The organism is Sunxiuqinia elliptica (genome assembly GCF_900113005.1).
Taxonomy (GTDB): domain Bacteria; phylum Bacteroidota; class Bacteroidia; order Bacteroidales; family Prolixibacteraceae; genus Sunxiuqinia; species Sunxiuqinia elliptica.
In genome coordinates this window covers 1-26,025 of record NZ_FONW01000008.1, presented here as the reverse complement: position 1 = coordinate 26,025, position 26,025 = coordinate 1, and the positions used below count along the sequence as shown (strand labels likewise).

At 40.7% G+C, this 26,025-nt stretch carries 21 protein-coding genes; 14 read left to right on the top strand and 7 right to left on the bottom strand.

The annotated features are described in order from the left end of the window. The first annotated feature begins 371 nt into the window (after positions 1 to 371). The 7 genes from BM156_RS14095 to BM156_RS14065 all read left to right on the top strand — a co-directional run bounded on the left by BM156_RS14095 (position 372) and on the right by BM156_RS14065 (position 11,382). Complete coding sequence (locus BM156_RS14095; protein WP_093920540.1) at positions 372 to 2,504, top strand: amino acid permease; 2,133 nt, start codon at positions 372 to 374, stop codon at positions 2,502 to 2,504. 116 nt (positions 2,505 to 2,620) lie between these two features. Beyond that, positions 2,621 to 3,844 carry a cation:proton antiporter domain-containing protein gene (locus BM156_RS14090; RefSeq protein WP_093920539.1) on the top strand — a complete coding sequence of 408 codons (1,224 nt, stop codon included), beginning with the start codon at positions 2,621 to 2,623 and terminating at the stop codon, positions 3,842 to 3,844. A gap of 157 nt (positions 3,845 to 4,001) precedes the next feature. Then, positions 4,002 to 5,288, top strand: coding sequence for a glucuronyl esterase domain-containing protein (locus BM156_RS14085; RefSeq protein ID WP_093920538.1), 1,287 nt, complete (start codon positions 4,002 to 4,004; stop codon positions 5,286 to 5,288). A gap of 26 nt (positions 5,289 to 5,314) precedes the next feature. Then, entirely contained in the window at positions 5,315 to 5,833 is a 519-nt protein-coding gene (locus BM156_RS14080) for a DUF1697 domain-containing protein (RefSeq protein WP_093920537.1), read from the top strand. A gap of 101 nt (positions 5,834 to 5,934) precedes the next feature. Beyond that, positions 5,935 to 7,401, top strand: a complete 1,467-nt coding sequence (rhaB, locus tag BM156_RS14075; RefSeq protein ID WP_093920536.1) for a rhamnulokinase — start codon at positions 5,935 to 5,937, stop codon at positions 7,399 to 7,401. 350 nt (positions 7,402 to 7,751) lie between these two features. Continuing rightward, a complete protein-coding gene (locus BM156_RS14070) occupies positions 7,752 to 9,620 on the top strand; it encodes an alpha-amylase family protein (protein WP_139218289.1) in 1,869 nt (622 codons plus the stop codon). 148 nt (positions 9,621 to 9,768) lie between these two features. Continuing rightward, the gene (locus BM156_RS14065; protein ID WP_093920534.1) at positions 9,769 to 11,382 is read left to right on the top strand and encodes an ABC-F family ATP-binding cassette domain-containing protein; all 1,614 of its coding nucleotides are present in this window, start codon (positions 9,769 to 9,771) and stop codon (positions 11,380 to 11,382) included. A gap of 54 nt (positions 11,383 to 11,436) precedes the next feature. Here the strand turns inward: BM156_RS14065 and nspC are convergent, their stop codons facing one another. The 4 genes from nspC to ligA all read right to left on the bottom strand — a co-directional run bounded on the left by nspC (position 11,437) and on the right by ligA (position 16,352). Next, positions 11,437 to 12,579, bottom strand: coding sequence for a carboxynorspermidine decarboxylase (gene nspC / locus BM156_RS14060; RefSeq protein ID WP_093920533.1), 1,143 nt, complete (start codon positions 12,577 to 12,579; stop codon positions 11,437 to 11,439). A 199-nt stretch (positions 12,580 to 12,778) separates the two neighbouring features. After that, positions 12,779 to 13,660 carry a 4-hydroxy-tetrahydrodipicolinate synthase gene (dapA, locus tag BM156_RS14055; RefSeq protein WP_093920532.1) on the bottom strand — a complete coding sequence of 294 codons (882 nt, stop codon included), beginning with the start codon at positions 13,658 to 13,660 and terminating at the stop codon, positions 12,779 to 12,781. A gap of 22 nt (positions 13,661 to 13,682) precedes the next feature. Next, entirely contained in the window at positions 13,683 to 14,210 is a 528-nt protein-coding gene (locus tag BM156_RS14050; RefSeq protein WP_093920531.1) for a DUF6913 domain-containing protein, read from the bottom strand. A gap of 135 nt (positions 14,211 to 14,345) precedes the next feature. Next, on the bottom strand, positions 14,346 to 16,352 hold the full coding sequence (ligA, locus tag BM156_RS14045; RefSeq protein ID WP_093920530.1) for an NAD-dependent DNA ligase LigA: 2,007 nt from the start codon (positions 16,350 to 16,352) through the stop codon (positions 14,346 to 14,348). A 121-nt stretch (positions 16,353 to 16,473) separates the two neighbouring features. Here ligA and BM156_RS14040 point away from each other — a divergent pair, with 121 nt between their 5' ends. Beyond that, complete coding sequence (locus BM156_RS14040) at positions 16,474 to 16,851, top strand: RidA family protein (RefSeq protein WP_093920529.1); 378 nt, start codon at positions 16,474 to 16,476, stop codon at positions 16,849 to 16,851. 208 nt (positions 16,852 to 17,059) lie between these two features. Then, positions 17,060 to 17,779, top strand: a complete 720-nt coding sequence (locus BM156_RS14035; RefSeq protein WP_170846964.1) for a LytR/AlgR family response regulator transcription factor — start codon at positions 17,060 to 17,062, stop codon at positions 17,777 to 17,779. Here the strand turns inward: BM156_RS14035 and BM156_RS14030 are convergent. Continuing rightward, positions 17,757 to 18,716: a sensor histidine kinase gene (locus BM156_RS14030; RefSeq protein WP_093920527.1), complete on the bottom strand. Its 960-nt coding sequence runs from the start codon at positions 18,714 to 18,716 to the stop codon at positions 17,757 to 17,759. The genes BM156_RS14035 and BM156_RS14030 overlap by 23 nt on opposite strands. Positions 18,717 to 18,834: 118 nt before the next feature. On the opposite strand from BM156_RS14030, the gene BM156_RS14025 reads away from it, so the two are divergent. From BM156_RS14025 to BM156_RS14005, 5 genes are all read left to right on the top strand, one after another. Further along, on the top strand, positions 18,835 to 19,659 hold the full coding sequence (locus BM156_RS14025; protein ID WP_093920526.1) for an aminotransferase class IV: 825 nt from the start codon (positions 18,835 to 18,837) through the stop codon (positions 19,657 to 19,659). Positions 19,660 to 19,827: 168 nt separating this feature from the next. Then, a complete protein-coding gene (locus BM156_RS14020; RefSeq protein WP_093920525.1) occupies positions 19,828 to 21,432 on the top strand; it encodes a fumarate hydratase in 1,605 nt (534 codons plus the stop codon). Between the two features lie 224 nt (positions 21,433 to 21,656). Then, positions 21,657 to 22,541: a tetratricopeptide repeat protein gene (locus tag BM156_RS14015; protein WP_093920524.1), complete on the top strand. Its 885-nt coding sequence runs from the start codon at positions 21,657 to 21,659 to the stop codon at positions 22,539 to 22,541. A 101-nt stretch (positions 22,542 to 22,642) separates the two neighbouring features. Beyond that, positions 22,643 to 23,071: a DUF5606 family protein gene (locus tag BM156_RS14010; RefSeq protein WP_093920523.1), complete on the top strand. Its 429-nt coding sequence runs from the start codon at positions 22,643 to 22,645 to the stop codon at positions 23,069 to 23,071. 93 nt (positions 23,072 to 23,164) lie between these two features. Next, positions 23,165 to 24,046, top strand: coding sequence for a fructosamine kinase family protein (locus BM156_RS14005; RefSeq protein ID WP_170846963.1), 882 nt, complete (start codon positions 23,165 to 23,167; stop codon positions 24,044 to 24,046). A 134-nt stretch (positions 24,047 to 24,180) separates the two neighbouring features. On the opposite strand, the gene BM156_RS14000 is transcribed toward BM156_RS14005, so the two are convergent. Next, positions 24,181 to 24,831: a response regulator gene (locus BM156_RS14000; protein ID WP_093920521.1), complete on the bottom strand. Its 651-nt coding sequence runs from the start codon at positions 24,829 to 24,831 to the stop codon at positions 24,181 to 24,183. Further along, entirely contained in the window at positions 24,824 to 25,783 is a 960-nt protein-coding gene (locus tag BM156_RS13995) for a sensor histidine kinase (protein ID WP_093920520.1), read from the bottom strand. Before BM156_RS13995 ends, BM156_RS14000 begins: the two co-directional genes overlap by 8 nt. Between the last annotated feature and the right edge of the window lie 242 nt (positions 25,784 to 26,025).

The window sequence follows — 26,025 nt, the reverse complement described above, 5'->3', positions numbered from 1 at the left end:
ACATTTGTGCATTCAGCGGTATAAGTTGAAGTGCAAATGTGGCTTTTTTTGTACTTGAAGAAGGCTGTCTATTTCTGATTCTTGTCGCTGAAGCATTTTTACAACACTTTTCCATTCATAATGAATAGTGCACTTAAACCTTTCTTTCTTTTTTTGACTTATATTAGGGAAAGGTTTTTCATAATAAAGACCGGTGAGATTGCTTGAATGAAGTTTTCGATATTAACTATGCGAAAAGTTGGACGATATAGATAGAGTTTTAAGCTACTCGTGCTGCCGATGAAATAAAAGTTCTAGGGATGTATCTATTTTAAATAGAAATTGATATTGTTTATTACTAACAAGATGATTCAAACAAAGAAGGAGGAGTTATGGCCAAAAAAGAGAAGTTAAGAAAGGAACTAGGATTATTCGATGTTTTCTCCATTAGTACTGGTGCGATGTTCAGTTCCGGATTTTTCTTGTTACCTGGACTTGCTTCCCAATTTACAGGACCTTCTGTTTTTGTTGGTTATCTAATTGCTGGTTTATTGATCTTGCCTGCCATGTTTAGTATGGCTGAGATTTCAACAGCGTTACCACGTTCCGGAGGGGCTTATTTCTTTTTGGATCGAAGTTTAGGCCCCCTTATTGGTACCATTGGGGGGCTGGGAACTTACCTCGCTTTGGTATTTAAAACAGCCTTTGCCATTGTTGGTATTGGTGCATATGCTGCATTTTTCTGGGATGTACCGGTTAAAACAATTGCGATCGCTGCCACTTTTGCATTTATGGGATTGAACTTGGTTGGAGCCAAGAAGACTTCTCGGCTTCAAAACTTTTTTGTGGTTTTCCTTTTAATCGTTCTCGGAACTTTTGTGGTTGAAGGGCTTTATCGAATCTTCTTTACAGAGGGAATTAATATGCCAGGGGCGAATAATCATTTTGAGCCATTTTTTACCAATGGCTTTGAAGGAATTATAACCACTGCTGGCTTTGTGTTCGTATCGTACTTGGGCTTAACTAAAATTGCCAGTGTTGCAGAAGAGATAAAAAATCCGGAACGAAATATTCCGATGGGAATGCTTTTGTCTTTGGTTGTTACCGGTTCCGTCTATGTTCTTGGCGTCTTTATTATGGTTTCGTTGATTGATCCGAGTGCTTTTGCAAACGATCTTGCACCTGCAGCAACAGCAGCCGAGCATCTTTTTGGCTGGCTGCCTGGCGAAACAGGAACTTACCTGATGATTGGTGCTGCAATGGCTGCGTTTGCCTCAACGGGAAATGCTGGCTTGCTTTCATCTTCTCGTTATCCGTTTGCCATGGGACGAGATAAATTACTTCCGCGCGTTTTTTCAACTGTTGGAAAAAGTGGTGCTCCGGTCACTTCAATCTTATTGACAACCGGCTTGGTAATCACGTTTATCCTGGTTTTTTCAGAGGAGGGAATTGCGAAACTGGCGAGTACCTTCAACTTAATTATCTTCATGCTGATTAATTTCGCAGTTATTGTCTTTCGTAAAAGTAACATCGAATCTTATGATCCAGGCTTTAAATCACCACTATATCCTTGGGTTCAATGGGCCGGAATTCTCATTTCCTTCATTTTGATTATTTACATGGGATGGATGTCTATTTTGTTTAGTGGCATCATTATCCTGTTATCTATTTTGTGGTTTAACTATTATGCAAAGGGGAAAGTTCGCCGAGAGGGAGCCATTTTCCATTGGTTTGCCTTATTGGGAAAAAATCAGCATGTCGAATTGGAGAATGAGTTTATGACCATTTTGAAAGAGAAAGGTTTGCGACATGGAGATCCTTTTGATGCGACCATTATCAAGGCGAAAGTGATTGTTGCTGACAAGCAAATGAATTTCGATGGTTTGGTTGATCATGTTTCTGGCATGTTAGCAAAGAAATTGCAGGTTGATAAAGACATGCTGGTGACCGAATTTAACACTCAGGGGACAATTGATTCCACACTGGTGACTCCGGAAATATCAGTTCAGTATGCTCGTAGCGAAGAAGTAACGGAACCGACGCTTCATATTGTTCTTGCTAAACAGGGTATTTTAAAGCCTGTGGGCAAGGGGGAGATAAAGTCGGAAGACCTCATCAAAATCTTTTTCTTTTTAGTAAACCCAGCCAAAGAATTTCGCTTGCAGTTGAGAATGCTTTCCCGTTTAATGGATATTGTCGAACGGGATGACTTTGTGACAAATATATTGAAACAAAATAATGAGCGGGAAATAAAAGAATACCTGCTGCATAATGAGCGTTTCATTACCGTTAAACTACTTCGAAATACAGTGCAGTCCGAAATGATCAGGAAGCAATTAAAAGATATCAAATTGCCGGCCGAGGTACTTGTAGCGTTGGTTGAACGCGATGGACGATCATTTGCGCCCCATGGTTATACAACCATGATGGAAAATGATGTTTTAACTATCATCGGAGAGCCAAAATCGATTAAGCAAATGTTTGACCTTTACATGGGAGCAAAGGAATCAACGGAGGAAAAATAGTTCCTGTTTTTTCGGTATCAGAGGACTAGCATTTTGATGCGAATTGAATAAAAAAATTGAGCGTGTCAGTGGCGAGCTTATTTGTATCTTGGGGCATAAAAAGGTAAGTTTGCAGCATGAGTGCGTACCTTTTTGTGATCAACCTTTGCGTTGTAGTTATCATATCTTTTTTCTTCAATCTACTAGCCAAAAAAACGAATATCCCAAGTGTCTTAATGTTGATTCTATTGGGACTGGGCATTCAGCAGGTTTTAAACTATTTCGGAATAAAGCCGGAGTATTTTAACACGTTGGAGGTGTTGGGAATTGTTGGGTTGATCATGATTGTGTTGGAAGCAGCTCTTGATTTGGAATTGAAACGAGAGAAGTGGCCGATTATCTGGAAATCTTTTGTTATCGCATTTGTTTCGTTGGTACTTTCTAGTGTATTAATCACCTTTGTTATTCAACTTTTTATTCAAAACCTGGATTTTTTGTCGGCTTTAATTTATGCCATTCCCTTTTCAATAATGAGTAGTGCAATCATCATTCCCAGTGTCTCAAACTTATCGAAAGAAAAACGGGAGTTTATGATCTACGAAAGTACTTTTTCTGATATTTTGGGAATCTTGTTTTTTTATTCGCTAATCGAAAATATCAATGCAAATGGGGCTGGAGAAGTGGCTTTTGCTCTGGGAGGGAACATCTTTTTAACTTTGGTGATTTCAGTGGTATTAAGTTATGCGCTGATTTACTTGATTCAGAATATCAGAACCGAAGCACGGTTTTTCTTATTCTTGGCTGTATTGGTTTTGCTGTATGCTGTGGCAAAGCTGTTCCATTTATCATCGCTGCTAATTATTTTGATGTTCGGACTTCTACTTCGAAATCATAAGGTGTTGCTGTGGGGAAAACTGGAACGTTGGCTTGATGATGAAGCCATTGATGGCTTGTTCGAAAATTTCAAGATGATTACCGTTGAGAGTTCTTTTTTGGTTAGAACCTTTTTCTTTGTTGTTTTCGGAATTAGCTTGTCGCTTAGTACATTGGAAAACTGGAAAGTTTGGCTTATGAGTGGGCTCTTCTTGGTCATTCTATATGTGACTCGGTACATCATGTTTTATGCCGTAGAACGTCGCGATATTTTCCCTCAGATATTTCTTGCTCCCCGAGGCTTGATTTCGATTTTATTATTCTTTGCGATTCCAGACGATTTTAAAGTCCCTGAATTTGAAAGTGGCGCTCTGTTAGTGATTATCATATGCTCCAGCTTAATCATGGCTTGGTCTTTAATTTCTGAGAGTACCAATAAAAAGTCCAATAACGAGATTGTCGATGGTGGTAACTCAATCGGATCTTGAGTTGATAACTTAAAAGAGCCACTAGCCAACAAGTATTGCGTGTTGTTGTTATCATTTAAAATCATCAGAAACAGCTGACGATATTTGCCAAGATCAAAAGAAAACACCTATTTTTATAGGGAAAGAGAGAATAAAAAACTGAAAAAACTACTAAACGATGGACAACTTCCTATTAATCTTCTTATCTCTTCTTATCAGTATTAATGTATCGGCTCAATTAAATCAGGTTAACTATGATGAGAAAGAGGTTCCTGAGTATAAATTACCCGAATTATTGATTTCGAAGTCTGGTCGGAAAATAAAAAATACAAAACGTTGGGAGAAAATTCGCCGGCCGGAGATTTTGAAGCTTTTTGAGCAGGAAATTTATGGGAAAGTTCCGCAAACAATTAGTATTTCGGAGGTAAATGTACATGAAGAGACTACGGATATTTTTGATGGATTGGCAACTCGTACACAGGTTGAGCTCGTTTTTCGTAAAGACGATCAGGAGTTGGGCGTGAATGTATTGCTTTACCTACCAAAAGATACGGCCAAAGTGCCGGTTTTTGTTGGTTATAATTTCAAAGGAAACCACGCTATAAATGATGATCCCGATATCCTTTTAACAGATTCGTGGGTGCCAGACAACCCGTCGCTTGGGATTGTACACAATCAAGTAACTGAACAGTCACGAGGGGTTTCAAACGAGCGATGGCCAATTGAAGAGATACTGAAGTCTGGCTATGGTATTGTGACAGCTTACTACGGAGATGTTGATCCGGACAGGGATAATTTCCAGGATGGGATTCATCCATTTACTTATCGTTTGGGGCAATTTCGGCCTGGAAATGATGAATGGGGAGCCGTTAGTGCTTGGGCATGGGGCTTGTCCCGTATTATGGATTATTTGGAAACAGTTCCCACAATTGATGCCTCTAAAGTCGTTGTGTTTGGACATTCGCGTTTAGGAAAAACAGCACTGTGGGCAGCTGCAAAGGACCAGCGGTTTGCCATGTGTATTTCCAATAATTCAGGCTGCCTTGGAGCCGCATTGTCACGGCGCCAGTTTGGGGAGACCATTGGGAAAATCACATCAACTTTTCCGCATTGGTTTTGCGAAAATCTGAATAAGTATTCGGCAAGGGAAGAATTGCTCCCTGTTGATCAGCACATGCTTTTGGGGTTAATTGCTCCGCGTCCGTTGTATGTAACAAGTGCAACGGCTGACTTGTGGGCGGATCCGAAAGGTGAATTTCTCTCTGCTTCAGAAGCTGGGAAAGTGTATGCCTTATATGAAAAAGAAGGTTTACCTGTGGCCGAAATGCCTGAACCTAATTCCCCGGTAATGGGAACTATTGGCTACCATATTCGCAAGGGAAAGCACAATATTACTGCTTATGACTGGAAACAGTTCATCCGTTTCGCTGAAAAGCATTTTGCACCTGTCATTGCAATAGAATAAACTCATCTCGTGCTAAAATCAATTCAATGAAGTTTGCTGTTTTTTTAAGAGGAATTAATGTTGGGGGACATCATAAGGTTCCGGTGACAGAATTAAAAACTCTGCTAAAATCAATGGGATTCTCCGGTGTTAAAACATTTTTGGCTAGTGGCAACATTGTTTTGGAAGGCAGCGAAGAGATCGTCTTGACAATTCAGGAACGCTTGGAACAGCATTTTAGCTTTTCTATTCCCTGTTTTATCATTCCTTTTGAAGAGCTCAGAAAACTTGTTGAAAGTGCACCTTTCGATACGGTCGAAGCAGGGAAAAAGATCAAGCACTATGTCACTTTTTCAGTAGATGGTGTTAGCATCCCGGAGCCTTTGCCCTGGAGTTCTGTTGATGGTTCATTTCATATTATCCAGCAGCAAAAATCGACTGTTTATAGCTTCATTGATTTAGATAAAGGGAAGACAACAGAGGCGATGAAAGTATTGGAAACGTTTTTAGGTAAAAATGTAACGACTCGGAATTTCAATACATTAAAGAAGATTGTCGTTGCTTAAAGCTAGTGATGCACACATTCAGGATTGAGCAGGACAGCTAGCAATGAATTTATCCTTTATTTTGAGTAATGAACAAATTATAACAGCCTAAAGCTATTCATATGCAAGGAAAACATTTTTTGGCTTTCGACCTTGGGGCTTCAAGCGGAAGAGCAATACTTGGAACACTACAAAACGAAAAACTAGAGCTAACAGAAATACATCGGTTCGAAAACCAGATGCAACAGATAAATGGTCATTTTTTTTGGAATATTTTTAGCTTGTTTAGCGAGCTTAAAACTGGACTGAAGAAATGTATACAGGAGCATGGCATACAACCCGATTCTATCGGAGTGGATACTTGGGGCGTTGATTTTGTTCATCTGAACCGGGAGGGCATGATTATTTCACTTCCTTTTGCTTATCGTGATTCCAGAACCGATACGGCTATGGAAGACTTGTTCAAGGAAATTCCGGCAGAGGAAGTCTATTCGCAAACAGGCATTCAGTTTATGCAGTTTAACAGCCTGTTTCAATTATTTTCGATGGTGAAGGAAAAGTCTTCACTTTTGGATATTACCGATAAGGTATTGTTCATGCCTGACGCGTTAAATTATTTGTTTTCAGGGAAAGCAGTAACTGAGCGTACCATTGCCAGTACAAGTCAGCTTTTGGTCCCCGGGGAAATGAAGTGGCAGCATCCTTTAATTGAGAAAGCAGGTATTCCGGCGTCAATTTTGACCGATTTGGTGGAGCCGGGAACGATCATCGGATCGTTAAAAGAGGAGATTGGAAAAGAAACAGGAAGTAAAGCTGTTCCTGTAATCGCTGTTGCCGGACATGATACTGCTTCGGCGATTGCTTCAGTACCTGCAGAGGGAGACGACTTTGCTTACATTAGTTCAGGTACCTGGTCGTTGATGGGAATTGAGAGTCCACAGCCATTTGTGTCTGCGCAAAGTTTGGAAATGAATTACACCAATGAAGGGGGAGTGGAAGGAACAACTCGCTTTCTGAAAAATATTATGGGTATGTGGCTCATTCAAGAGTGCCGTCGGGCATGGATGGATGAGAAAGACTACAGCTGGGATGAAATGGTTCAACTGGCTCAAGAAGCAGAACCATTCAAATACCTCATCAATCCTGACGATTCATCGTTTCTGAATCCGGGGAATATGCCGGAGGCAATCAAAGCATTTTGTCGTAAAACGGGACAGGAAGAGCCTGAATCTCATGCAGCGATTATCCGTTGTGTGTACGACAGCTTGGCTTTAAAATATCGCTTTACCTTGGAGCAGCTTCGGAAGATTAGCCAGAAGCCGATTAGTTGTATTCATATCATTGGAGGAGGTGCCAATAATCGGTTTTTGAACCAACTAACAGCCGATGCAACAGGAATGAAGGTAATTGCGGGGCCTGCAGAGGCGACGGCCACCGGGAATATTCTCGTCCAAGCCAAAGCATTGGGCGCTTTAGCCTCTTTAAGGGAAATGCGGAAGGTTGTTCGAAACTCGTTTCCAGTTGAAGAATTTCAACCTCAGGCTCAGTTAAATTGGGATAAGGCTTATCGGCGATTTAAACAATTGTAGAACGCTTGTTTAAAATAGCCTTTTAAGAATATTAACGAATCCCAAAGTGAATAGTGCTATTCATTTTGGGATTTTTTATGTCAATTTGATTTGTGTTCTTTTAATGAATTTGTAATATTTTGTTAAGTTTAGCTCTGGAGTACTTTTTGAAATATGATAGGAGTGAGGCATTTTGTCTATCAAAACATGCTTTTGAGTGATCAAACGAGGAGATATTTTGTTGTTATTGCTGATAATTATGCCAAGCAGCAACAAATTAGTGTTTGATTTCTAAAAGCGATGGCTTAACTTGTAGCATAGAAGTCCATCTTCTGCTAGAAATGAACAAATTTTCATAATCGATTCGTTTCGTGAAAACTACAAAAAATATCAGCGTGAGAGTACTGGGTATTTTTATAGCCATAATCTCTCTTTGTGTGCATTCCGCGAGCTCAATAGCGCAATCCAATTTTCAAATTGATGCTGAAAAAATTGAATTAATAGGAGGAACAAGGCCTTTTAAGTCTGATCTGGAAATCGAAAGGCTTTCAGTTGATCGCTACCAGGTATTTTTTCGGCTGCATGCATCTGCCCCAAGCATACCACCCGAGTTTGCTCTGACATTTCGTTTTCCAAAAGATAAAGTGAATCAATTGTGGAATTCTCAGACATGGTCGAACCGTTCCTTTTTCTCGTTACCATCATATGATCGGGCTGCTGCTGATTTTTCTATCGTTTCTGGCTTAACTCTGAATGATCAGAATCAAATCACCTTTACATCCGATGATCGATTTGATTCACGTTACATTAGTACATTCGTTCAGGAAAAGAATGATACGTTGATTTTTGGTCTGGGCTTTTTTGCAGACAACCCTCCTATATCACAAATGCAGGAATACGAAGTCCGCATTTTGGTTGACCTTCGGAATATTCCTTTTGCCGAAGCCGTTTCTGATGCTTCTAAATGGCGCTTGAATGATTTATTCCAGCAAGCAGCCATCAAAAAACAAAACGATGACTATCCGGTGTACTCAACTTGGTATCCAATGCACCGAAATATTCCTTTGGAAAACATCGCACGTGAACTGGACTCTCTAAAAACATTTGGATTCAAATCAATTTTAGTTGATGACGGATGGCGCTCATTGGTTAAGATGAAGGTTGATACGATGTATGATTATGATGAGAATAGCCTACAAACCATGCATCTTTTTAATGAGAAACGGAAAGAAATGGGTTTGAAGCTGTACCTATGGTATTCGCTTCCCTTTATGGGTGGAAATCCGGTTATTACTAAAAAATTTGCTCCGAGGTATATTCGGTATAAAGCACCGATGCAAATTCATGTTTTAGATCCGCGTTATCCGGAAGTCAGGAATCACCTGGTAAGTACCTATGCCAATTTTTATGAAAGCTGGCCTTCCGATGGGTTTTGGTTTGATTTTTTGAATGAGTTTTATCCCAATGCGCCAACCATTATTTGTGATGATCTTGGCCGTGATTTTATCGATACCCAGCTTGCTGTAGATCAATTAATGGAGGGGATGAATCAACGTTTACAAAAAATTAATCCGGGTATTTTTATGGGGCAGGAGTTTGCTTCTGCAGGTCCTGACCAAGCAGCAGGGCAAAGCTTTTTAGCTGGTTTTGTTGGCATCAATAGTGCTGCTGTTGTTCGCGAAAAAATGGTCAATAATCGACTTTTGTATGGGCAACATACGCCATTCATGGAAATAATGGGAGTACATCCGCGTGATAAAAGTGAAGAGGTTGCACGTAAACTACAGGCAATTCTCTTTGGGAATCCACATCTGTCTTTCTTCACGACGACTCTGCCGGAAGATACAAAAGAAACCATTCGCTTTTGGCTTGACTATTGGAAGGAGAATCGGAAGATACTTATGGAGTCAGAGTTTGAACCGATGCAGGTTGCTAATCTGTATCCGATCATTAAAGTGGCGAACGAAGCAAAAATCATTTATGGCCTCTATGCCGATTACAACCTAAGCCTTCCCTTGGTTGTCAAGCAGCCCATTGACGTAATCAATGCCAAGGAATCTTTACTAATTTCTTTTGTTGTTAATCATGATGGAAGTGGCTATGATTATGAAATGTATAATCACATGGGGCAACTTGTTGCACAAGACCACCTCAAAACGAAACGAAAAAATACCGTTGAGGTAGAAGTACCCTCGGGAGGTTTCATTCGTTTTCTTCCGGATGCGACAGCCGGGCGATAGCGCTTTTTCATAATGCGTAGCCCTAAAACTCAAGTTTTCTTTTGACGCTAAGGTTAAATTACGGTCAAGTTCGCACATGATACAAGCTTGCTCTTAATTTTAAGTGTACATTTGCCGCCTTGTAATAAAGAAAACAAGGATCGATCAAATGATTACAGTATCAAATCTAGGAATTCAATTCGGAAAACGAGTGTTATTTCAGGATGTGAACCTGAAATTTACAGCGGGCAATTGCTATGGTATTATTGGTGCCAATGGGGCAGGGAAGTCAACATTTCTAAAAATGTTGTATGGTGCTCAGGACCCAACTTTTGGCCATGTTAGTATTGCCTCAGGAGAACGTCTTTCGGTGTTAAAGCAAGATCACCAAGAGTTTGATGATGCTCCGGTATTGGATACCGTAATGATGGGACACGACCAGCTTTGGAAGATTAAAGTTGAAAAGGATCAACTTTACATGAAAGAGGATTTTACCGAAGCTGACGGAATAAAAGCATCTGAATTGGAAGATCAGTTTGCTGAAATGGATGGCTGGAATGCTGAAAGTGATGCTGCCAGTTTGCTCAGCGGATTAGGAATTCAAGAAGATCTTCATTATAAGTTGATGAAGGAGTTAAGTGGAAAAGAAAAGGTGAAAGTACTGTTAGCACAGGCTTTGTTTGGAAAACCAGATAATTTATTACTGGATGAGCCAACGAACGACCTTGACTTGGAAACCGTGTCCTGGTTAGAGAACTACCTATCGAATATTGATCAGACTGTTTTGGTTGTTTCTCACGACCGTCACTTTTTGGACGCTATCTGTACACATACAGTCGATATCGATTTTGGGAAAGTACAGCAGTTTGCCGGAAACTACAGTTTTTGGTATGAGTCAAGCCAATTGGCTTTAAGACAGCAGGCCGCCCAGAATAAGAAAGCTGAAGAGAAGAAGAAAGAGCTGTTGGAGTTTATCGCTCGATTTTCAGCCAACGTAGCTAAGTCAAAGCAAACGACCAGCCGTAAGAAGATGTTGGAAAAGCTGAATGTGGAAGAAATCCAACCATCAACACGTAAATATCCTGGAATTATTTTTACCCCTGAACGCGAACCTGGAAACTCGATTTTGGAAGTGCGTAATTTGAGTAAAACGGTTGCTGGCGACTTGCTTTTCAAAGATGTTAACTTTACGGTTGAGAAGAATGATAAGATCGTTTTCCTTTCGCGTGATCCTCGTGCGATGACGGCTTTATTTGAAGTATTATATGGAAATACGGAAGCCGATACGGGGGATTTTGATTGGGGAGTGACCATCACGAAAGCATACCTACCTCTGGATAATTCCGGATTCTTCGAAAAAGACTTATCCTTGGTTGATTGGCTGGGGCAATACAGCTCAGATACTAGCGAGCAGTTTTTGCGTGGTTATTTAGGAAAAATGCTGTTCTCGGGAGAGGAAATCTTTAAGAATACGAAAGTCCTTTCGGGAGGGGAGAAGATGCGTTGTATGATTGCCAAAATGATGTTGGCCAATGCCAACCTGATGTTATTGGATACCCCAACCAACCACTTGGATTTGGAGTCTATCCAGGCTTTTAATAACCGCTTAACCCAGTTTAAAGGAAATATTCTGATGTCATCTCATGACCACGAGTTTATTCATACGGTTTGTAACCGGATTATTGAATTGACTCCGAATGGAATTATTGACAAGCAAATGGAATATGACGATTACATCAGTAGTGATGAAATCAAAGAACAACGAAATCGAATGTATCAATAATAATTGAATGAAAAAGGAAGCCCTAACAAGCTTCCTTTTTTTATGATTGAAGAATTAGCTCAGCTTATTCTTATAGTCTTCATAAGTAAATTTTCGAATCAGTTTAAACTGGCCATTGGAGTCAAGCATGCCAATGGATGGATGTTGGACGCCATTGAAAAAAGTGGTTTTTACCATCGTGTAATGAATCATATCTTCAAAGATGATTTCATCGCCCACCTCCAGTTCCTTGTCAAATGACCAATATCCCATATAATCTCCGCTCAAACAGCTGTTTCCACCCATGCGGTAGGTCAGCTTTCCTGTAATTGCTTCTGATTGTGCTCCCCGAATTCGAGGTTGGTAAGGCATCTCTAAACAATCGGGCATATGGGCTGCAAACGAGACATTCAACATGGCTGTTTTGATGCCTTTATTTTCAACAATATCCAAAATGCTTGCTTTCAGAAAACCTGTTTCCCAAGCAAAGGCACTCCCTGGTTCCAGAATAATATGAAGGTGAGGATAACGGTTTTTAAACGCTTTTAAAATACGAATGAGCCGGTCGATATCATACCCTTTGCGAGTCATGAGGTGACCACCGCCCATATTGAGCCATTTAACCTGCTGCAAGTAGTTTGAAAATCGTTGTTCAACAGCAGCTAGGGTTTTCTCCAAATCTTCAGAGCCCGATTCACACAAGGTATGAAAGTGAAGCCCTTCAATTCCTGCAGGCAGTGTTTCTGGCAATTGCTCTGCAACGATTCCAAGCCTTGATCCGGGAGCACAAGGGTTGTACAACTCTGTTTCAACTTCTGAAAACTCAGGATTAATCCGTAACCCGGCCGAAACTTGATGATCAGCCTGCTGCAATTCTTTGTCAAAACGTTGATATTGGCTCAGCGAGTTGAAGGTAATGTGACTGGAGCAGTCCATTAATTCTGCAAACTCAGCCGGATCGTAAACCGGCGCATAGGTATGGGCTAATCGGCCCATTTCCTGCTTACAAAGAGTTGCTTCGTTGAGTGAGCTGGCTGTCGCACCTTTGAAATATTCGCGTACGATCGGAAAAGCACTCCACATGGCAAATCCCTTAAAAGCCAGAATGATTTCAATGTCAGCGGCCTGCGAAACCGATTGAATTAACTGTAAATTCTTACGAAGCAAGTCTTCTTCCAAAACAAAACATGGTGATGGAATTTGAGAAGTTTTTGTCATTATCTACTTTAAAACATGGTTTAAAAAACAAGAATGCACACAGCAATAGAGCTGTTGAATTCTACTCGCAAAATAAACAATTTTAAGGAAGGATGTTTCTCCTAATTCTAAATGTTAGCTTGTTCCAATACACTTTTAAGAGCATGAAAAAAGGGGCAAATCGAAATTTACCCCTCTCTTTTATCTTTTGGTATTTTGTCTATAGCAAAGTTGCCATTTCTTTTTCAAGATCGGCATACAGTTTTTGGCTAATAGGATAAATTGGTAAACGAACAACGTTTTTCGCCTTTCCAGCGATTTCCATGGCTGCTTTTATTCCTCCAGGATTTCCTTCTCGGAAAAGCAATTTGAAGAAGTCAATCATTTGCAGGTGCAATTCGCGCGCTTCAATAAATTTTCCATCATTGGCCAAGTGAATCAGTTGGCTCAATTTGCCTGGAAGGGCATTGGCCGCTACCGAAATCACACCAATTCCACCTACCGCAATGACTGGCAAGGCAAGCAGATCGTCTCCAGAAATTACAGCAAAGTGATCAGGCCCGTGTTTGGCCATACGGGCAACTTGAGATGAAATGCCCGAAGCTTCTTTAATTGCCACGGCATTCGGACAAGCCTCTGCAATTTCCACTGAAGTTCTTCCTTTCATGTTTACGCCTGTTCGCGAAGGAACATTGTATAAAATAACCGGCACAGGGCTGGCTTTACAAACTAATTTGTAGTGCTCCACCAATCCTTTTTGTGAGGGTTTGTTGTAATATGGAGTAACAGATAAGATTCCATCCACATCTGTAAAATCAGTTTCTTCGATGCTTTTGATGATTTTGTATGGGTCATTACCGCCCATACCCAAAACCAGTGGAACCCGTTTATTGATTTTAGATTTGATACATGCAACTACTTCCTTTTGCTCTTCCAACGACAAAGTAGGTGTCTCAGCGGTAGTGCCAAGCGCAACCAAGTAATCCATGCCATTGCTAATTTGATCTTCCACCAGGTCTTCCAGTGCATTAAAATCAATTGAAAAATCTTCTTTAAATGGAGTTGCTAAAGCAACTCCGGCTCCTTTAAACGGGTGTGTCATATTTAAATTATTATGAATTACGTTATTCTATTTCATTAACCACTTGCTGCTTGTTTAGTTCAGCTAAATAGTAAAGCAATTGTTCCACCAGGTAACCTGGCTCTTTCTGACTGCTTACATCAATGGTCATATCAAAAAAATTTGGTTCGGCATTTGACCAGCCTACCTTAAAAGCTGCTTTTGATAGCCCCCGAATGTATTGCATTTCAATCCCGGAACTCAAGCTAATATCAATCAGAATATCTGATTTTTCATCTATGAATTGTTGAATTTCCGAATTCTTAATCTTTCCGAAAAGAGAAAAATCAGCTGGACTAAAAATAGCCTCTCCCTGAACGGATCCTCGTTGCTCGGAGAAACAGAGAGCGTGCACCGAAATGCCCTGTTTCTTCAGCTGGCTGACCAAAAGTTTGAAGACTTTTTGATCTTCCATTTTCCAGAGTATTCCAGCTGTTTTTATTTTATTCAGATTGACAGCCCGAACTTGCCTGTTTTGTTCGTTTTGCTTACGATTTAAAACCCAGCTTAGGAATTGATCTTTTAAACTCATAGATAAAGGGCAAAAATAATAAATTGTTTGTGATCTGAATAGTCTGGTGTAACCAAAAGCAAAAAGTCATTCGATAAAAGCAGACTTCTCCTGAAATAAAAGATATTAGCAGCTGAATAGAGCCGCTTTAAACTTCTATTCGATCATTTTTAAAAACTCATCTTCAGAAATAACAGGAACACCTAATTTTGTTACTTTTTCGATTTTTGAGGGGCCGATGTTGCTTCCTCCGAGCAAATAAGATGTTTTTTTCGAGATAGAGCCCACGTTCTTTCCGCCATGTTTCTCAATCAGTTGTTTTAGCTCATCGCGCGAGTGTTTCTCAAAAGTGCCGGATATTACAATGCTCAATCCCTCCAGCTTATTGCTTCTTCCTTCAAGACGACTTTCATTTAGGGTGAACTGCAGCCCATGTTTTTTTAACGAGTCAATTAAGCGAAGATTGTCTTCATTATCGAAATACTGCCCGATGCTTTCGGCAATTCGTCCACCAATTTCATCGATTTCAATTAATTGGTCGTAGGTTGATTCTTGAAGGGCATTGATGGTAATAAGTTTGTTTGCAAGCTTTTTGGCAACAGTCTCACCGACAAAGCGAATGCCAAGAGCAAACAGTACCCGTTCGAAAGGAACTTCTTTCGATTGTTCCAGACTTTTAAGAATCCGATCTGCCGATTTTTCGCCCATGCGCTCTAGTCCAATAAGCTGTTCTGCTTTTAATTCGTACAAGTCAGCACTATTCTTAATCAATCCTTCGTTGAAAAGCAGTTCAATGGTTTCCTGTCCCAAACCATCAATATCCATCGCCTTGCGACTGATGAAGTGTTCTATTCTCCCTTTTATTTGGGGGGCACAGCCTGTTTCGTTGGGGCAGTAGTGGGCGGCTTCTCCTTCGTTCCGCTGTAGTGCTGTGCCGCATTCCGGACAGTGGTGAATAAATTCAACTTTGGGCGCATCGGCTTTGCGCGCCGATTCATCAACCCGAACAATTTTGGGAATGATTTCACCACCTTTTTCGACGAAGACGACATCTTCTAAATGTAAGTTTAGCTTTTCGATAATGTCGGCATTATGCAGCGAAGCACGTTTTACTGTTGTGCCTGCGAGGAGCACAGGACTCAGGTTTGCAACGGGAGTTACGGCTCCGGTTCGGCCAACCTGGTAGCTGACAGACTCCAGTTTTGTGCTCACCTGCTCGGCCATGAATTTATAGGCAATGGCCCACCGTGGGGATTTTGCGGTGTATCCCAAGTTGTTTTGTAAACGGCGTGAATTGACCTTGATCACAATTCCGTCAGTTGCAACGGGAAGGTCAAAACGGGCCGCATCCCAGTAGGTAATGTATTCTAACACTTCTTCGATTGAGGCGCACTTTTTGGTGTGCTCAGATGTTTTAAAGCCCCATTTCCCAGCTTCCTGAATGGTTTCGTAGTGCCCATCTTCTGGGAGGTTTTCACCCAAGACATAGTAGAAGTAGGCATCCAACTTGCGTTTGGCAACCTCGGCCGAGTTTTGCATTTTCAATGAGCCGGAAGCCGTGTTTCGAGGATTGGCATATAGGGGCTCTCCGGCCTCTTCCCGAGCTTTATTAAGTTCTGCAAACACTTCGAAAGGCAATAAAACTTCACCTCGAATTTCAAATAAATCAGGATAGTTTGTTCCTTTCAATTTTAAAGGAACACTCCGGATGGTTCGGGCATTGGCGGTTACATCATCTCCCTTTTCGCCATCACCACGAGTGACTGCTCGCACCAATTGCCCATTTTCATACAATAAGCTTAATGAGGCCCCATCAAATTTGAGTTCACACACGTAATCAAAATCATCTCCAATTAATTTGCGGATGCGCGTGTCAAAGTCCTGTAATTCTGTTTTGGAGTACGAATTACTCAACGAAAGCATGGGGTATTGATGCTTAATTTGCTTGAATTCTTGGTTGATGTCGCTTCCAACACGTTGCGTTGGGGAATTGGAATCCTGATATTCCGGATGATCTTGCTCCAGCTTTTCCAATTCTTTCAACTTCATGTCATAATCGAAGTCGCTGATTGTTGGGGCAGACAATACGTAGTACTTATAGTTGTGATCTTCAAGTTCTTGTCGAAGTTGTAATATCTTTTGTTCGATGTTTGTTGTCGTCATAATCTAAAATTTGGGCTAAAAATACGAAATCAAGTCCGTAAGAAAATTACTTTATTTGTAGAAATGTTGTTTTAAAAAGCAACACAATGTTTGCTATTAAACTTTAAAATTAGAATAAAAGATGAAACGAGTTATTTCAACACCCAATGCACCTGCAGCTATCGGACCTTACAGCCAGGCCATTGAAGTAAACGGAACGCTTTATATTTCAGGGCAAGTTCCAATCGACTCTCAAACAGCTCAGGTAGTTGAAGGAGACATTACCGTACAAACCGAGCAAGTCATGAAAAACATTGGAGCCATTCTTGAAGCGGCTGGATATTCGTATGCTGATGTTGTAAAGTCAACTTGCTTGTTAAGCGACATGGGAAACTTTAAGGCAATGAACGAAGTTTACGGAAAATACTATCAGGAAAATCCTCCAGCGAGAGCTGCTTTTGCGGTCAAGGAACTTCCGTTGAGCGTGCTGGTTGAAATAGAAACTATCGCTGTAAAATAGTAATTCTATTCCTCACAAAATCAGAACATCAGGTTTGCAAAAGTATTCTTAATGTCATTTTTTTCTAAAAAAGTGTAACATTTTTAAGAGCTAATAGTCTTTTAATAGTGAAACATTGGATTTCTTTTTGGCATTTTGTCAAAATTGAAAAATGCCCAATGAAAGAAAACGACTTACTAGAATTCTTAATAGCCTTAAAGACAAAAGCATGAAAACCAGGTGTCTGATTTTGGATGATGACCCTTTGGCACGTAATATAACTTATCGGCATACGCAGAAATTTGAAACATTGAATGTTGTCGCTCAATGTATGGATACAGAGCATGCTGCTCAGGTATTGAGCGAAGTTCCTATCGACTTGATATTTCTGGATGTCCATCTGCCCTTAACTTCAGGAATTGATTTCCTGAAATCGTTAGCTAGTCCTCCGCATGTAATTGTAACCTCCGCACACCGAGAGTATGCCTGGGAGTGTTTTGAGATGGATGTTGTTGACTTTTTGCTTAAGCCAATTACGTTTGAACGATTTATGCGGGCAGTTCATAAATTCCAACATTTAACCAGTTCTTTCCAGCTTGATTTTAATGCTGGAGTGCCATGTTTGTTTGTGCGCGAAAATAAAAAGGTGGTTAAAATTCCATTGTGCGAAATTCAATATGTAGAAGGGCTGGGAGAGTATATTCAAATTCATACCCAGAATCGGAAGATCGTCACCAAAATGGGAATGAGCCAGATTGAAGAGAAACTTCCTTCTCGCTTTTTTCTTCGGATTCATAAGTCCTACCTCATTTCTTTAACAAAGGTACAAGCCTATACTTCGAGCAATGTAGAAATTAACGGAACGGATTTACCGATTGGGAGAAGTTATAAGAATACGGTAATGAATGTTCTGAATTTTGAGGGGATTATGTCTGGAGGGCAGTTTTAGTCGGCAGCTTAATTAAGAAACGGCTTCCTCTTCCAGGAGCCGATTCCAATTCAATCGTACCATGCAGCGCTTCTACAATTCCTTTACTGATGGATAAGCCCAGGCCAAAGCCCGCTCCGGTCTTTTTTGAGGTGGAGGTCTGTTTAAAACGTTCAAAAATGATTTCCTGATTTTCGGGAGCAATTCCCGAGCCGGTATCTTCAATCCAGATTTGCACTTCCGAATTCTCGAGCCGGTAGCCAATGGCAATCCACCCTTCAGCAGTATATTTAATTGCATTATCCATGAGGTTGACCAACACTTGCAGGAGTCGGGAAGGATCTGTTTCAATGATCAAAGACTCTGATTCCAGTCGATTCAAGACACGAAGTTCAAGTCCTTTCTTTTTAAAGACATTTCCGTTTAGCGTATAAGCCTTGATAAAATTATCAAGCATTAAGGAGAGATCGACTTGTTCATAGCTAATAGCCAATTGATCTTCTTGAATTTTAGAAACTTCAATAATGTCGTTGATGATTTTGAGCAGTAGTTTCCCGTTGCTGTTAATTTGTTTTAGGTAGAGTTGTTTTTGTTCTACCGGAACATCTTCTTCCGAAATTAAATTACTGAATCCCAAGATTCCGTTAAGCGGGGTGCGGATTTCATGCGACATGTTCGAAAGGAAGGCTGTTTTCAAACGGTCTGATTCTTCTGCTTTTAAACGGGCTGCTTCCAGCTCATCGAGTAACCTGTTTTTTCTTTTCATTTGCCGTCTGATTAACCAATAGAGCATCAAGGCAGTCACGGCAATGTAAAACCATCCCTTGTAATTTTGCCATTTGGTAAGCATATCTAAATCGACAATGAAAAACGTCAGCAAGTAATCTGAAAACAGAATCCATAGAAAGCCCAAGATGAAATAAGCTACTGCAATTTTTAGAGCAAAATACCGTTCCATACCTGTTTTTTTGCAAAAACATTAATAATTGGTAAAAAGCATTTAATAAATAAGATTTATGCTTTTATTCTACCGAGTTCCACCTTAAATTTATGGCCTTTAAATAAAGATTCAAAGCATGTTAGATCCTCAAGGAGCATTTTTGATACAAGATCATCAGTTGATCTCTGCTTCAGAAGAAACGAAAATACCCGCTGAAAGCCTTCTCATTTACGAAGTTGTACGAATTGTCGACGCTGCTTGTTTGTTTTGCCAAGAGCATTTTAATCGGCTGAAATTTTCTTCAAAATTAGCTGGAATTCAGCTGAATATTTCAGAAAGAGAGTTTCGATCAGACCTTCAACAGTTGATTGAGGCAAATAATTGTCAAGAAGGAAATGTCAAGATTTTGCTGCAATACCATAACGGGACACAAGTCGTTTATTTTTATTTCATCCCGCACAGTTATCCATCAGCGGATGACTATAAGCATGGTGTAAAAGCTGCTTTTTTAAAAGCAGAACGTTTGGAACCTCAGGTGAAAATTGTTCAGGAAAACCTTCGAAATAAGGCTAATCAGTTTATTCAGGAAAATGGTTTATATGATGCCATTTTAGTGAATTCGCTTAATCAAGTGCTGGAAGGTAGTCGTACCAATGTCTTTCTGGTGAGAGGGAAGGAGTTTTATACTTCGCCAGCGAAGCATGTTTTAAGTGGGATTACCCGTGAAAAAGTGATGGCCTGCTTGCATGAGTTAGGGTACTCATGTTTTGAGAAGGAAATCGACTGTGAATCGATAGCTGATTTTGATGCGGTTTTCTTTACCGGCACTTCGCCTAAAATTCTCCCTGTAGCCAAAATAGGAAAGCACTCCTTTAATGTTGATCATAAACCTTTACGCGAGCTAATGCTTGCTTATGATGAGCTTGTGGCTGCTTATTTGCGAGAAGTTTTAAGCAGATAGAATCCAAACCAGAATCTGAAGAAATTCGAATATCGGTAAAAATGGGGTGGATATTCGCCCCTCGTTCATCCGAATGTGTTATCTTTGTTACCCTTTGAAATTGACCTTTTACAAAAAGGGATAATACATAGAACCAAATAATTAATAATCTTTTGAATAGCGTAAGTTATGTCTGAATTTAAGTATCAAAAACCGTTTCCAATTCTAAAAGATACCACTCCTTACCGTATATTGACCAAGGACTATGTGTCAACTGTTGAAGTTGATGGCCGTAAAATCCTTAAAGTAGATCCTAAAGGATTGGAATACTTGGCAAAAGAAGCTTTTGCAGATGTTTCCTTTTATTTGCGTCCAACACACCTGGAAAAACTTCAGAATATTTTGGGTGACGAAGAAGCATCAGATAACGACCGTTTTGTTGCGCATACCATGCTGATGAACCAAGTGGTTTCAGCTGAAGGCGAACTTCCAACCTGCCAGGATACCGGAACGGCTATTGTTCTCGGGAAAAAAGGTGAAAACGTATATACAGGAGCTGAAGATGCAGATTTCCTTTCTCGGGGAATTTTTAATACCTACCAGGAACGAAACTTGCGCTACTCTCAGGTGGTTCCATTTTCGATGTTCGAAGAAAAGAATACCGGAAATAACCTGCCTGCACAAGTTGATATCTATGCTGAGCAAGGGAATAAATATGAATTCCTTTTCATTACCAAAGGTGGTGGTTCAGGTAATAAGACCTTCCTTTATCAGCAAACAAAATCCTTGTTGAACGAAGAGAACCTGACCAGCTTTGTCAAGGAAAAGATTAAAGATCTTGGAACCTCAGCATGTCCTCCTTATCACTTAGCATTGGTGATTGGTGGAACTTCTGCCGAAGCAACTTTGGCAACAGTTAAGAAAGCATCTGCTGGTTATTACGATCACCTGCCAACTGAAGGTAATGAAGGTGGTCAGGCATTCCGTGATTTGGAGTGGGAAGCCAAGGTGCAAAAGATTTGCCAGGAAAGCGAAGTGGGTGCTCAGTTCGGAGGTAAGTACTTTGTGCACGATGTTCGCGTTATTCGTTTACCACGTCACGCAGCATCTTGTCCGGTAGGATTGGGCGTTAGCTGTAGTGCTGACCGTAACATTAAAGCAAAAATTACTGAAGAAGGTATTTTTGTAGAAGAACTGGAAAAGAATCCAGCTAAATATTTACCAGAACAAGCTCCTGAATTAGCTCCTGCAGTGGATATTGATTTGGATCGCCCAATGGAAGAAGTGTTGGCTGAGTTGAGCAAATACCCAATCAAAACACGTTTGAACTTGAAAGGGACCTTGATTGTCGCTCGCGATATGGCTCATGCCCGCTTGAAGCAAATGGTTGATGAGGGGCAAGAAATGCCTGAATACTTCAAAAAACACCCGGTTTATTACGCTGGACCTGCAAAAACTCCAAATGGAATGGCTTCAGGTAGTTTTGGCCCAACAACAGCCGGACGGATGGACCCTTATGTTGATCTGTTCCAAAGTTTAGGTGGTTCAATGATTATGCTGGCTAAAGGAAACCGCTCACAGCAAGTAACTGATGCTTGTCAAAAATACGGTGGTTTCTACCTGGGATCAATTGGTGGTCCAGCTGCAATTCTTGCGAAAAGTAGTATCAAATCGGTAGAGGTGGTCGATTTTGAGGAGTTAGGCATGGAGGCTATTCGTAAAATCCGTGTAGAAAATTTCCCAGCTTTTATCATTGTTGATGATAAAGGAAACGACTTTTTCAAACAAATTTAAAAAGATTGAAACTGAAGTTATTTAATAACTAATACGATCTATTAAAGGGCATTCCAAGTGTTTGGAGTGCCCTTTTTGTATTGCTTCTTATGAAATGAGCATTTTTCATCCGGGCTGCAAAGGAGGAAATGGTAACGCAAAAACTTCAGGCAAATTGTGAATGGCTTGAATGACTGGTACAAGATTTGTAAAGGACAAAAACTGTAGATTTAAAAAAGGGAACTATGAGATTTAAATTTGGACATTTAATGGGAGCTGCGCTGTTGTTTTTTGTAGGATGTAGTGCTCCCAAAGTAACAACATCATACCGAAACATTGCAGAACAGGCTGTTGCAGCGGGAAATTATGAAGCGGCAACAGAAAACTGGAAATTATACTTTGATCAGCAAATGTTGGACAATGAACCAATTGCTCCTGAGCTTTTTGCAGAGGCCGGGCAAATGGCCTTTAAAGCCAATAAGACTGAATTAGCTTTGAACTGGTTAAAGCAAGCACAGGCGTCAAATTATGACAATGCAGAGATGTATGTAGCCTTAGCTGAGTTGTATAAACAAGAAAATAACCTTTCGAAAGAATTAGAGAGTTTGGAATTTTTCCGCGCGAGCTACCCAACAGCGGATCAGGAAAAAGTGACGAACAGGCTTTTTGAAATTTATACCGAAATTAACGCTCGGGAAAAAGCAGTCGAGTTGTGGAATGCAATGAGTGCGGAAAGCCAACAGGAAGAACGATATTTGGAAGAGTACTTTAGCTTGCAAAAGCAATTGAAAAATGAAGAAGTTGCTGATTCTGTTGCCTCAGCTTTGTTGAATGTAAATCCCAATCATACCAAAGCTTTGGAGTGGTTAGGCGCTAAGTATTATAACCAGGCCGAAGACCGTTATCAAAAGGAAATGAAGGCGTATGAAAAGAATCATACCCGGGTTCAGCATATTAAATTAACTCAGGCATTGAAAGAGGTTACTGCTGATTTTCGGAAGTCGGCCGAATACTTTAAAACCCTTTGGGAACAAGAGCAGGATTCAAAATATGCAACTTATTTGGTAAACATTTATAATCGGTTTGATGATAAGAAAACGTCCGATTATTACCGGAAGTTTTTGAAGTAGTCGGCAAATAAATTTGTTGCTGACCCATTGGAATTTTCTAAAATATTGGAACTAATTCTCGGAAAATATTATCTTCGCCGAGGTTATAAAATTCAAATTGTATGTTAAAGGGAATTATGTCGATAGCAGGCCAGCCAGGACTTTTTAAACTGGTTGCAGAAGCAAAGAATAGCATTATCGTTGAGTCATTGATTACCGGCAAGCGCATGCCAGCGTATTCCACTTCTAAAATCAGTGCACTGGAGGACATCGCAATTTTCACAGAAACTGGCGAAGTTGCTTTGAAAGAAGTATTCAAAAACATTAGTGAGAAAGAAGACGGGGGAGAAGTAGCCAAAAAAGGTTCTGGTGAAGAGCTGAAAGCTTATTTTGGAGAAGTGCTTCCGGAATACGACGAAGATCGTGTTTATGTGTCTGATATGAAGAAAGTTATTCAGTGGTATAACCTCCTTCAAGGAAAAGACTTGCTGAACTTTGAAGAAGACGAAAATAACACGGAAGATCAAGCAAGCGAAGAAGAGGAAGCCTAATTCTCGGTTTCTTTTAAAGCATATAGAAAGTAGCAAATCGTGCATGAAAATGCGGGTTTGCTACTTTTTTTTATTATGCTGAAATTTGTTGCTATGGAAGAACAATTGCTCAGTCAAATAAGTCGTGATTACGCCGAGAAGTTTGGAGCAGAACTTCAGATAAGCCGTAAGTCTGCTGTTGGTGGGGGCTGCATCAGTCATAGCCTGAAACTTGAAACCAATCAAGGAAGCTACTTTCTGAAATGGAACAGCTCAACGCCTGATGATTTGTTTATTCGCGAAGCAGAATCGCTTCAGGAGTTGGGAGAAGCAGATCAATCGGAGCTAACGATTCCCAAGGTTATTTTGGCCAGCGAAGCCAATGAACTTCCGGGCTATTTGCTTTTGGAAAACCTGGAAGAGGGACATACAGCTGCGGAAGACGAACGCCTGGGGATTGGCTTGGCCCAGTTGCATCAAAAGACGGCTGCTGCTTTCGGATTTCAGCAGGCTAACTATTGCGGAGCCACCTTGCAAAACAACCGTTGGAATACGGATTGGATTGAGTTCTTTGGCCATCAGCGTATCTTGTTTTTGATTGAAAAGATAGAGCAGGTTCGTTCACTCTCTGTGGCTGAAAAGAACACTTACCTGAAGCTGGTTGAGCGATTGCCTGTGTTGATTCCCTCCGACTCGAAACCAGCCTTGATTCATGGAGATTTGTGGTCGGGAAACTATCTGTACACCACCCATGGTCCGGCCTTGATTGATCCGGCAGCTTATTATGCCGACCGGGAAATGGAACTTTCCATGATGACCATGTTTGGCGGTTTTTCAACGACGACCTGGAAAGCTTATCAAAACGAATACCCACTGGCCCCGGGATGGGAAGAACGTGTGCAGCTTTACCAACTTTACCATATTCTGAATCACTATTACCTGTTTGGTGGATCCTACGGAAATCAAGCCCTTCGCGTAGCTCAACGGTATTTGTAGAAGGATAGTTTGGTGGCAAACCTGCAAAGCCTGTTTGCATTTTCATCCAGGCTTTTTAATAGTCGTTACAAACGACCTATCGCTTTACCCCTCGTCACCGCTGATGCTAAGACGAGGGAGAGGTAATTTTCGTCTTAGATTTCGACCAATTGGTTTTTGATGGCATACATCACCAATTGAGCGGTATTTTTGCTTTCGCTCTTTTCAAGAATATTCGAGCGATGTTTATCCACGGTCCGTTTTGAGATGAATAGTTGGTCGGCAATTTCCTGGTTGGAGAAGCCCTGACAAATCAAAATGAGAATTTCGGTTTCTCTTTCTGATAAAACATTCTGTTTTTCGTGCTGTTGCGATTTCGATCTTAAGCTGCTCACCAAGTTTTGTAGCAATTCCGATGAAAAATAGCTTCCGCCCTCCAAAACAGTTTGCATGGCTGCTTTGACTTCGTTGATATCCGAGTTCTTTAATAAAAAGCCTTTGACGCCGGCATCCACCATTTTGTAATAATAGTCCTCTTCGCCGTACATCGACAGGGTAATGATCTTCAATTCCGGGTACTTCTTCAATGCCCGGTTAGCCGCTTCAATACCGTCCATAACAGGCATATCAATATCCAGTAACACCAAGTCTGGTCTTTGCTTATCGAGTAGTTCCAGAAACTCTTCGCCATTGGCTGCTTCGGCACAAATGGTATATTCCTGCTGATTATTCAGTAAAATCCGAAGCCCGTTACGAAATAGGGTGTGGTCATCGACCAGTATAATTTGATATTGTCTGTTATTCATTTTCAGTATTTACTTGAATGTAAACGTGTGTCCCTTTCTTGGGTTCACTTTCAATTTGAATATCTCCTTTCAACGAATTGATTCGCGAATAGATGTTCGAAAATCCCATGCCGCCCATCATGGGTAACTCTTCCAGCTTTTCTTTATTAAAACCTTTCCCGTTATCCCGGTAGTCAATGCTTAAAACGCCTTCCTGGTGTTGTAAGTCAATGCTTATGTTTTTGGCCGAAGCATGCTTAATGGTATTATTGATCAGCTCGCACACGACCCGGTATAAAACTACTTCAATATTATTGCTAAACCGCTCATCGGCTAAGTTTGATTTGAGTTGAATCCGGATTGCTTTTGTCGCATTGATTTTGTTGGTAAAGTTGCGCAATGCCCGCAATAAACCAAAATTATTCAAGACATGTGGGCTTAAATTGTCCGAAATTTCTTTTAAGGATTTGATGGCTTCATTAATGACCATTTCAGTATTGGCAACAATCTCTTGCGATGCTTTATCGTGTTCGAGCTGAGCCAGCGATGAGACCGACATCTTAACGGTTGAGAGCAAAGGTCCGAGTCCGTCATGCAAGTCCTTGGCAAATCGTTTACGCTCTTTTTCTTCCGTTTGAATGATGGCGTTCAGAAACATTTTCTCTGTCAGTCGGCGGGAATCTTCCACGCGTTTCATGTACTTGAATATGCGTTGAATCATGAATACCCCAATGGCGAATGAAACCGAAATAACCACTCCAAACCACACAAAAACTTCCCCTAAATCCTGGGGTTCAAAGTCACTAATAAAGGGTAAAAACTCGACAAGCCTACGGATTCCCATAAAGATGAATCCAATGGTTAACAGGATCCATGAGAAGTTATATTTCGTTACCCGTGTTAATTTTATTGCAACTCCCACAGCAAAAAATTGCAGGATGATGGTAATAACCAGCAGTATTTGAAGAACCATAAGCCGAGATTTAATGTCTGCTTACAAATGTACAATTGCCAGCATTTCAAATCAAAAAAAAGACGGTTTATCTCGTCGTCTTCGGCAGTGATGTGTTGCTTGCAAGTAAGGGTTTCACTCAAAGTAAAGCCCTCACTAGATTGATGGATAAGCTGCATCGGAGGGCTGTCAGTCTGGTGTCGCGAACTCCGATTCGCGATTGACTACCCTTAAGGGTTATGGCTTGGCTTAAAGATGCTGCC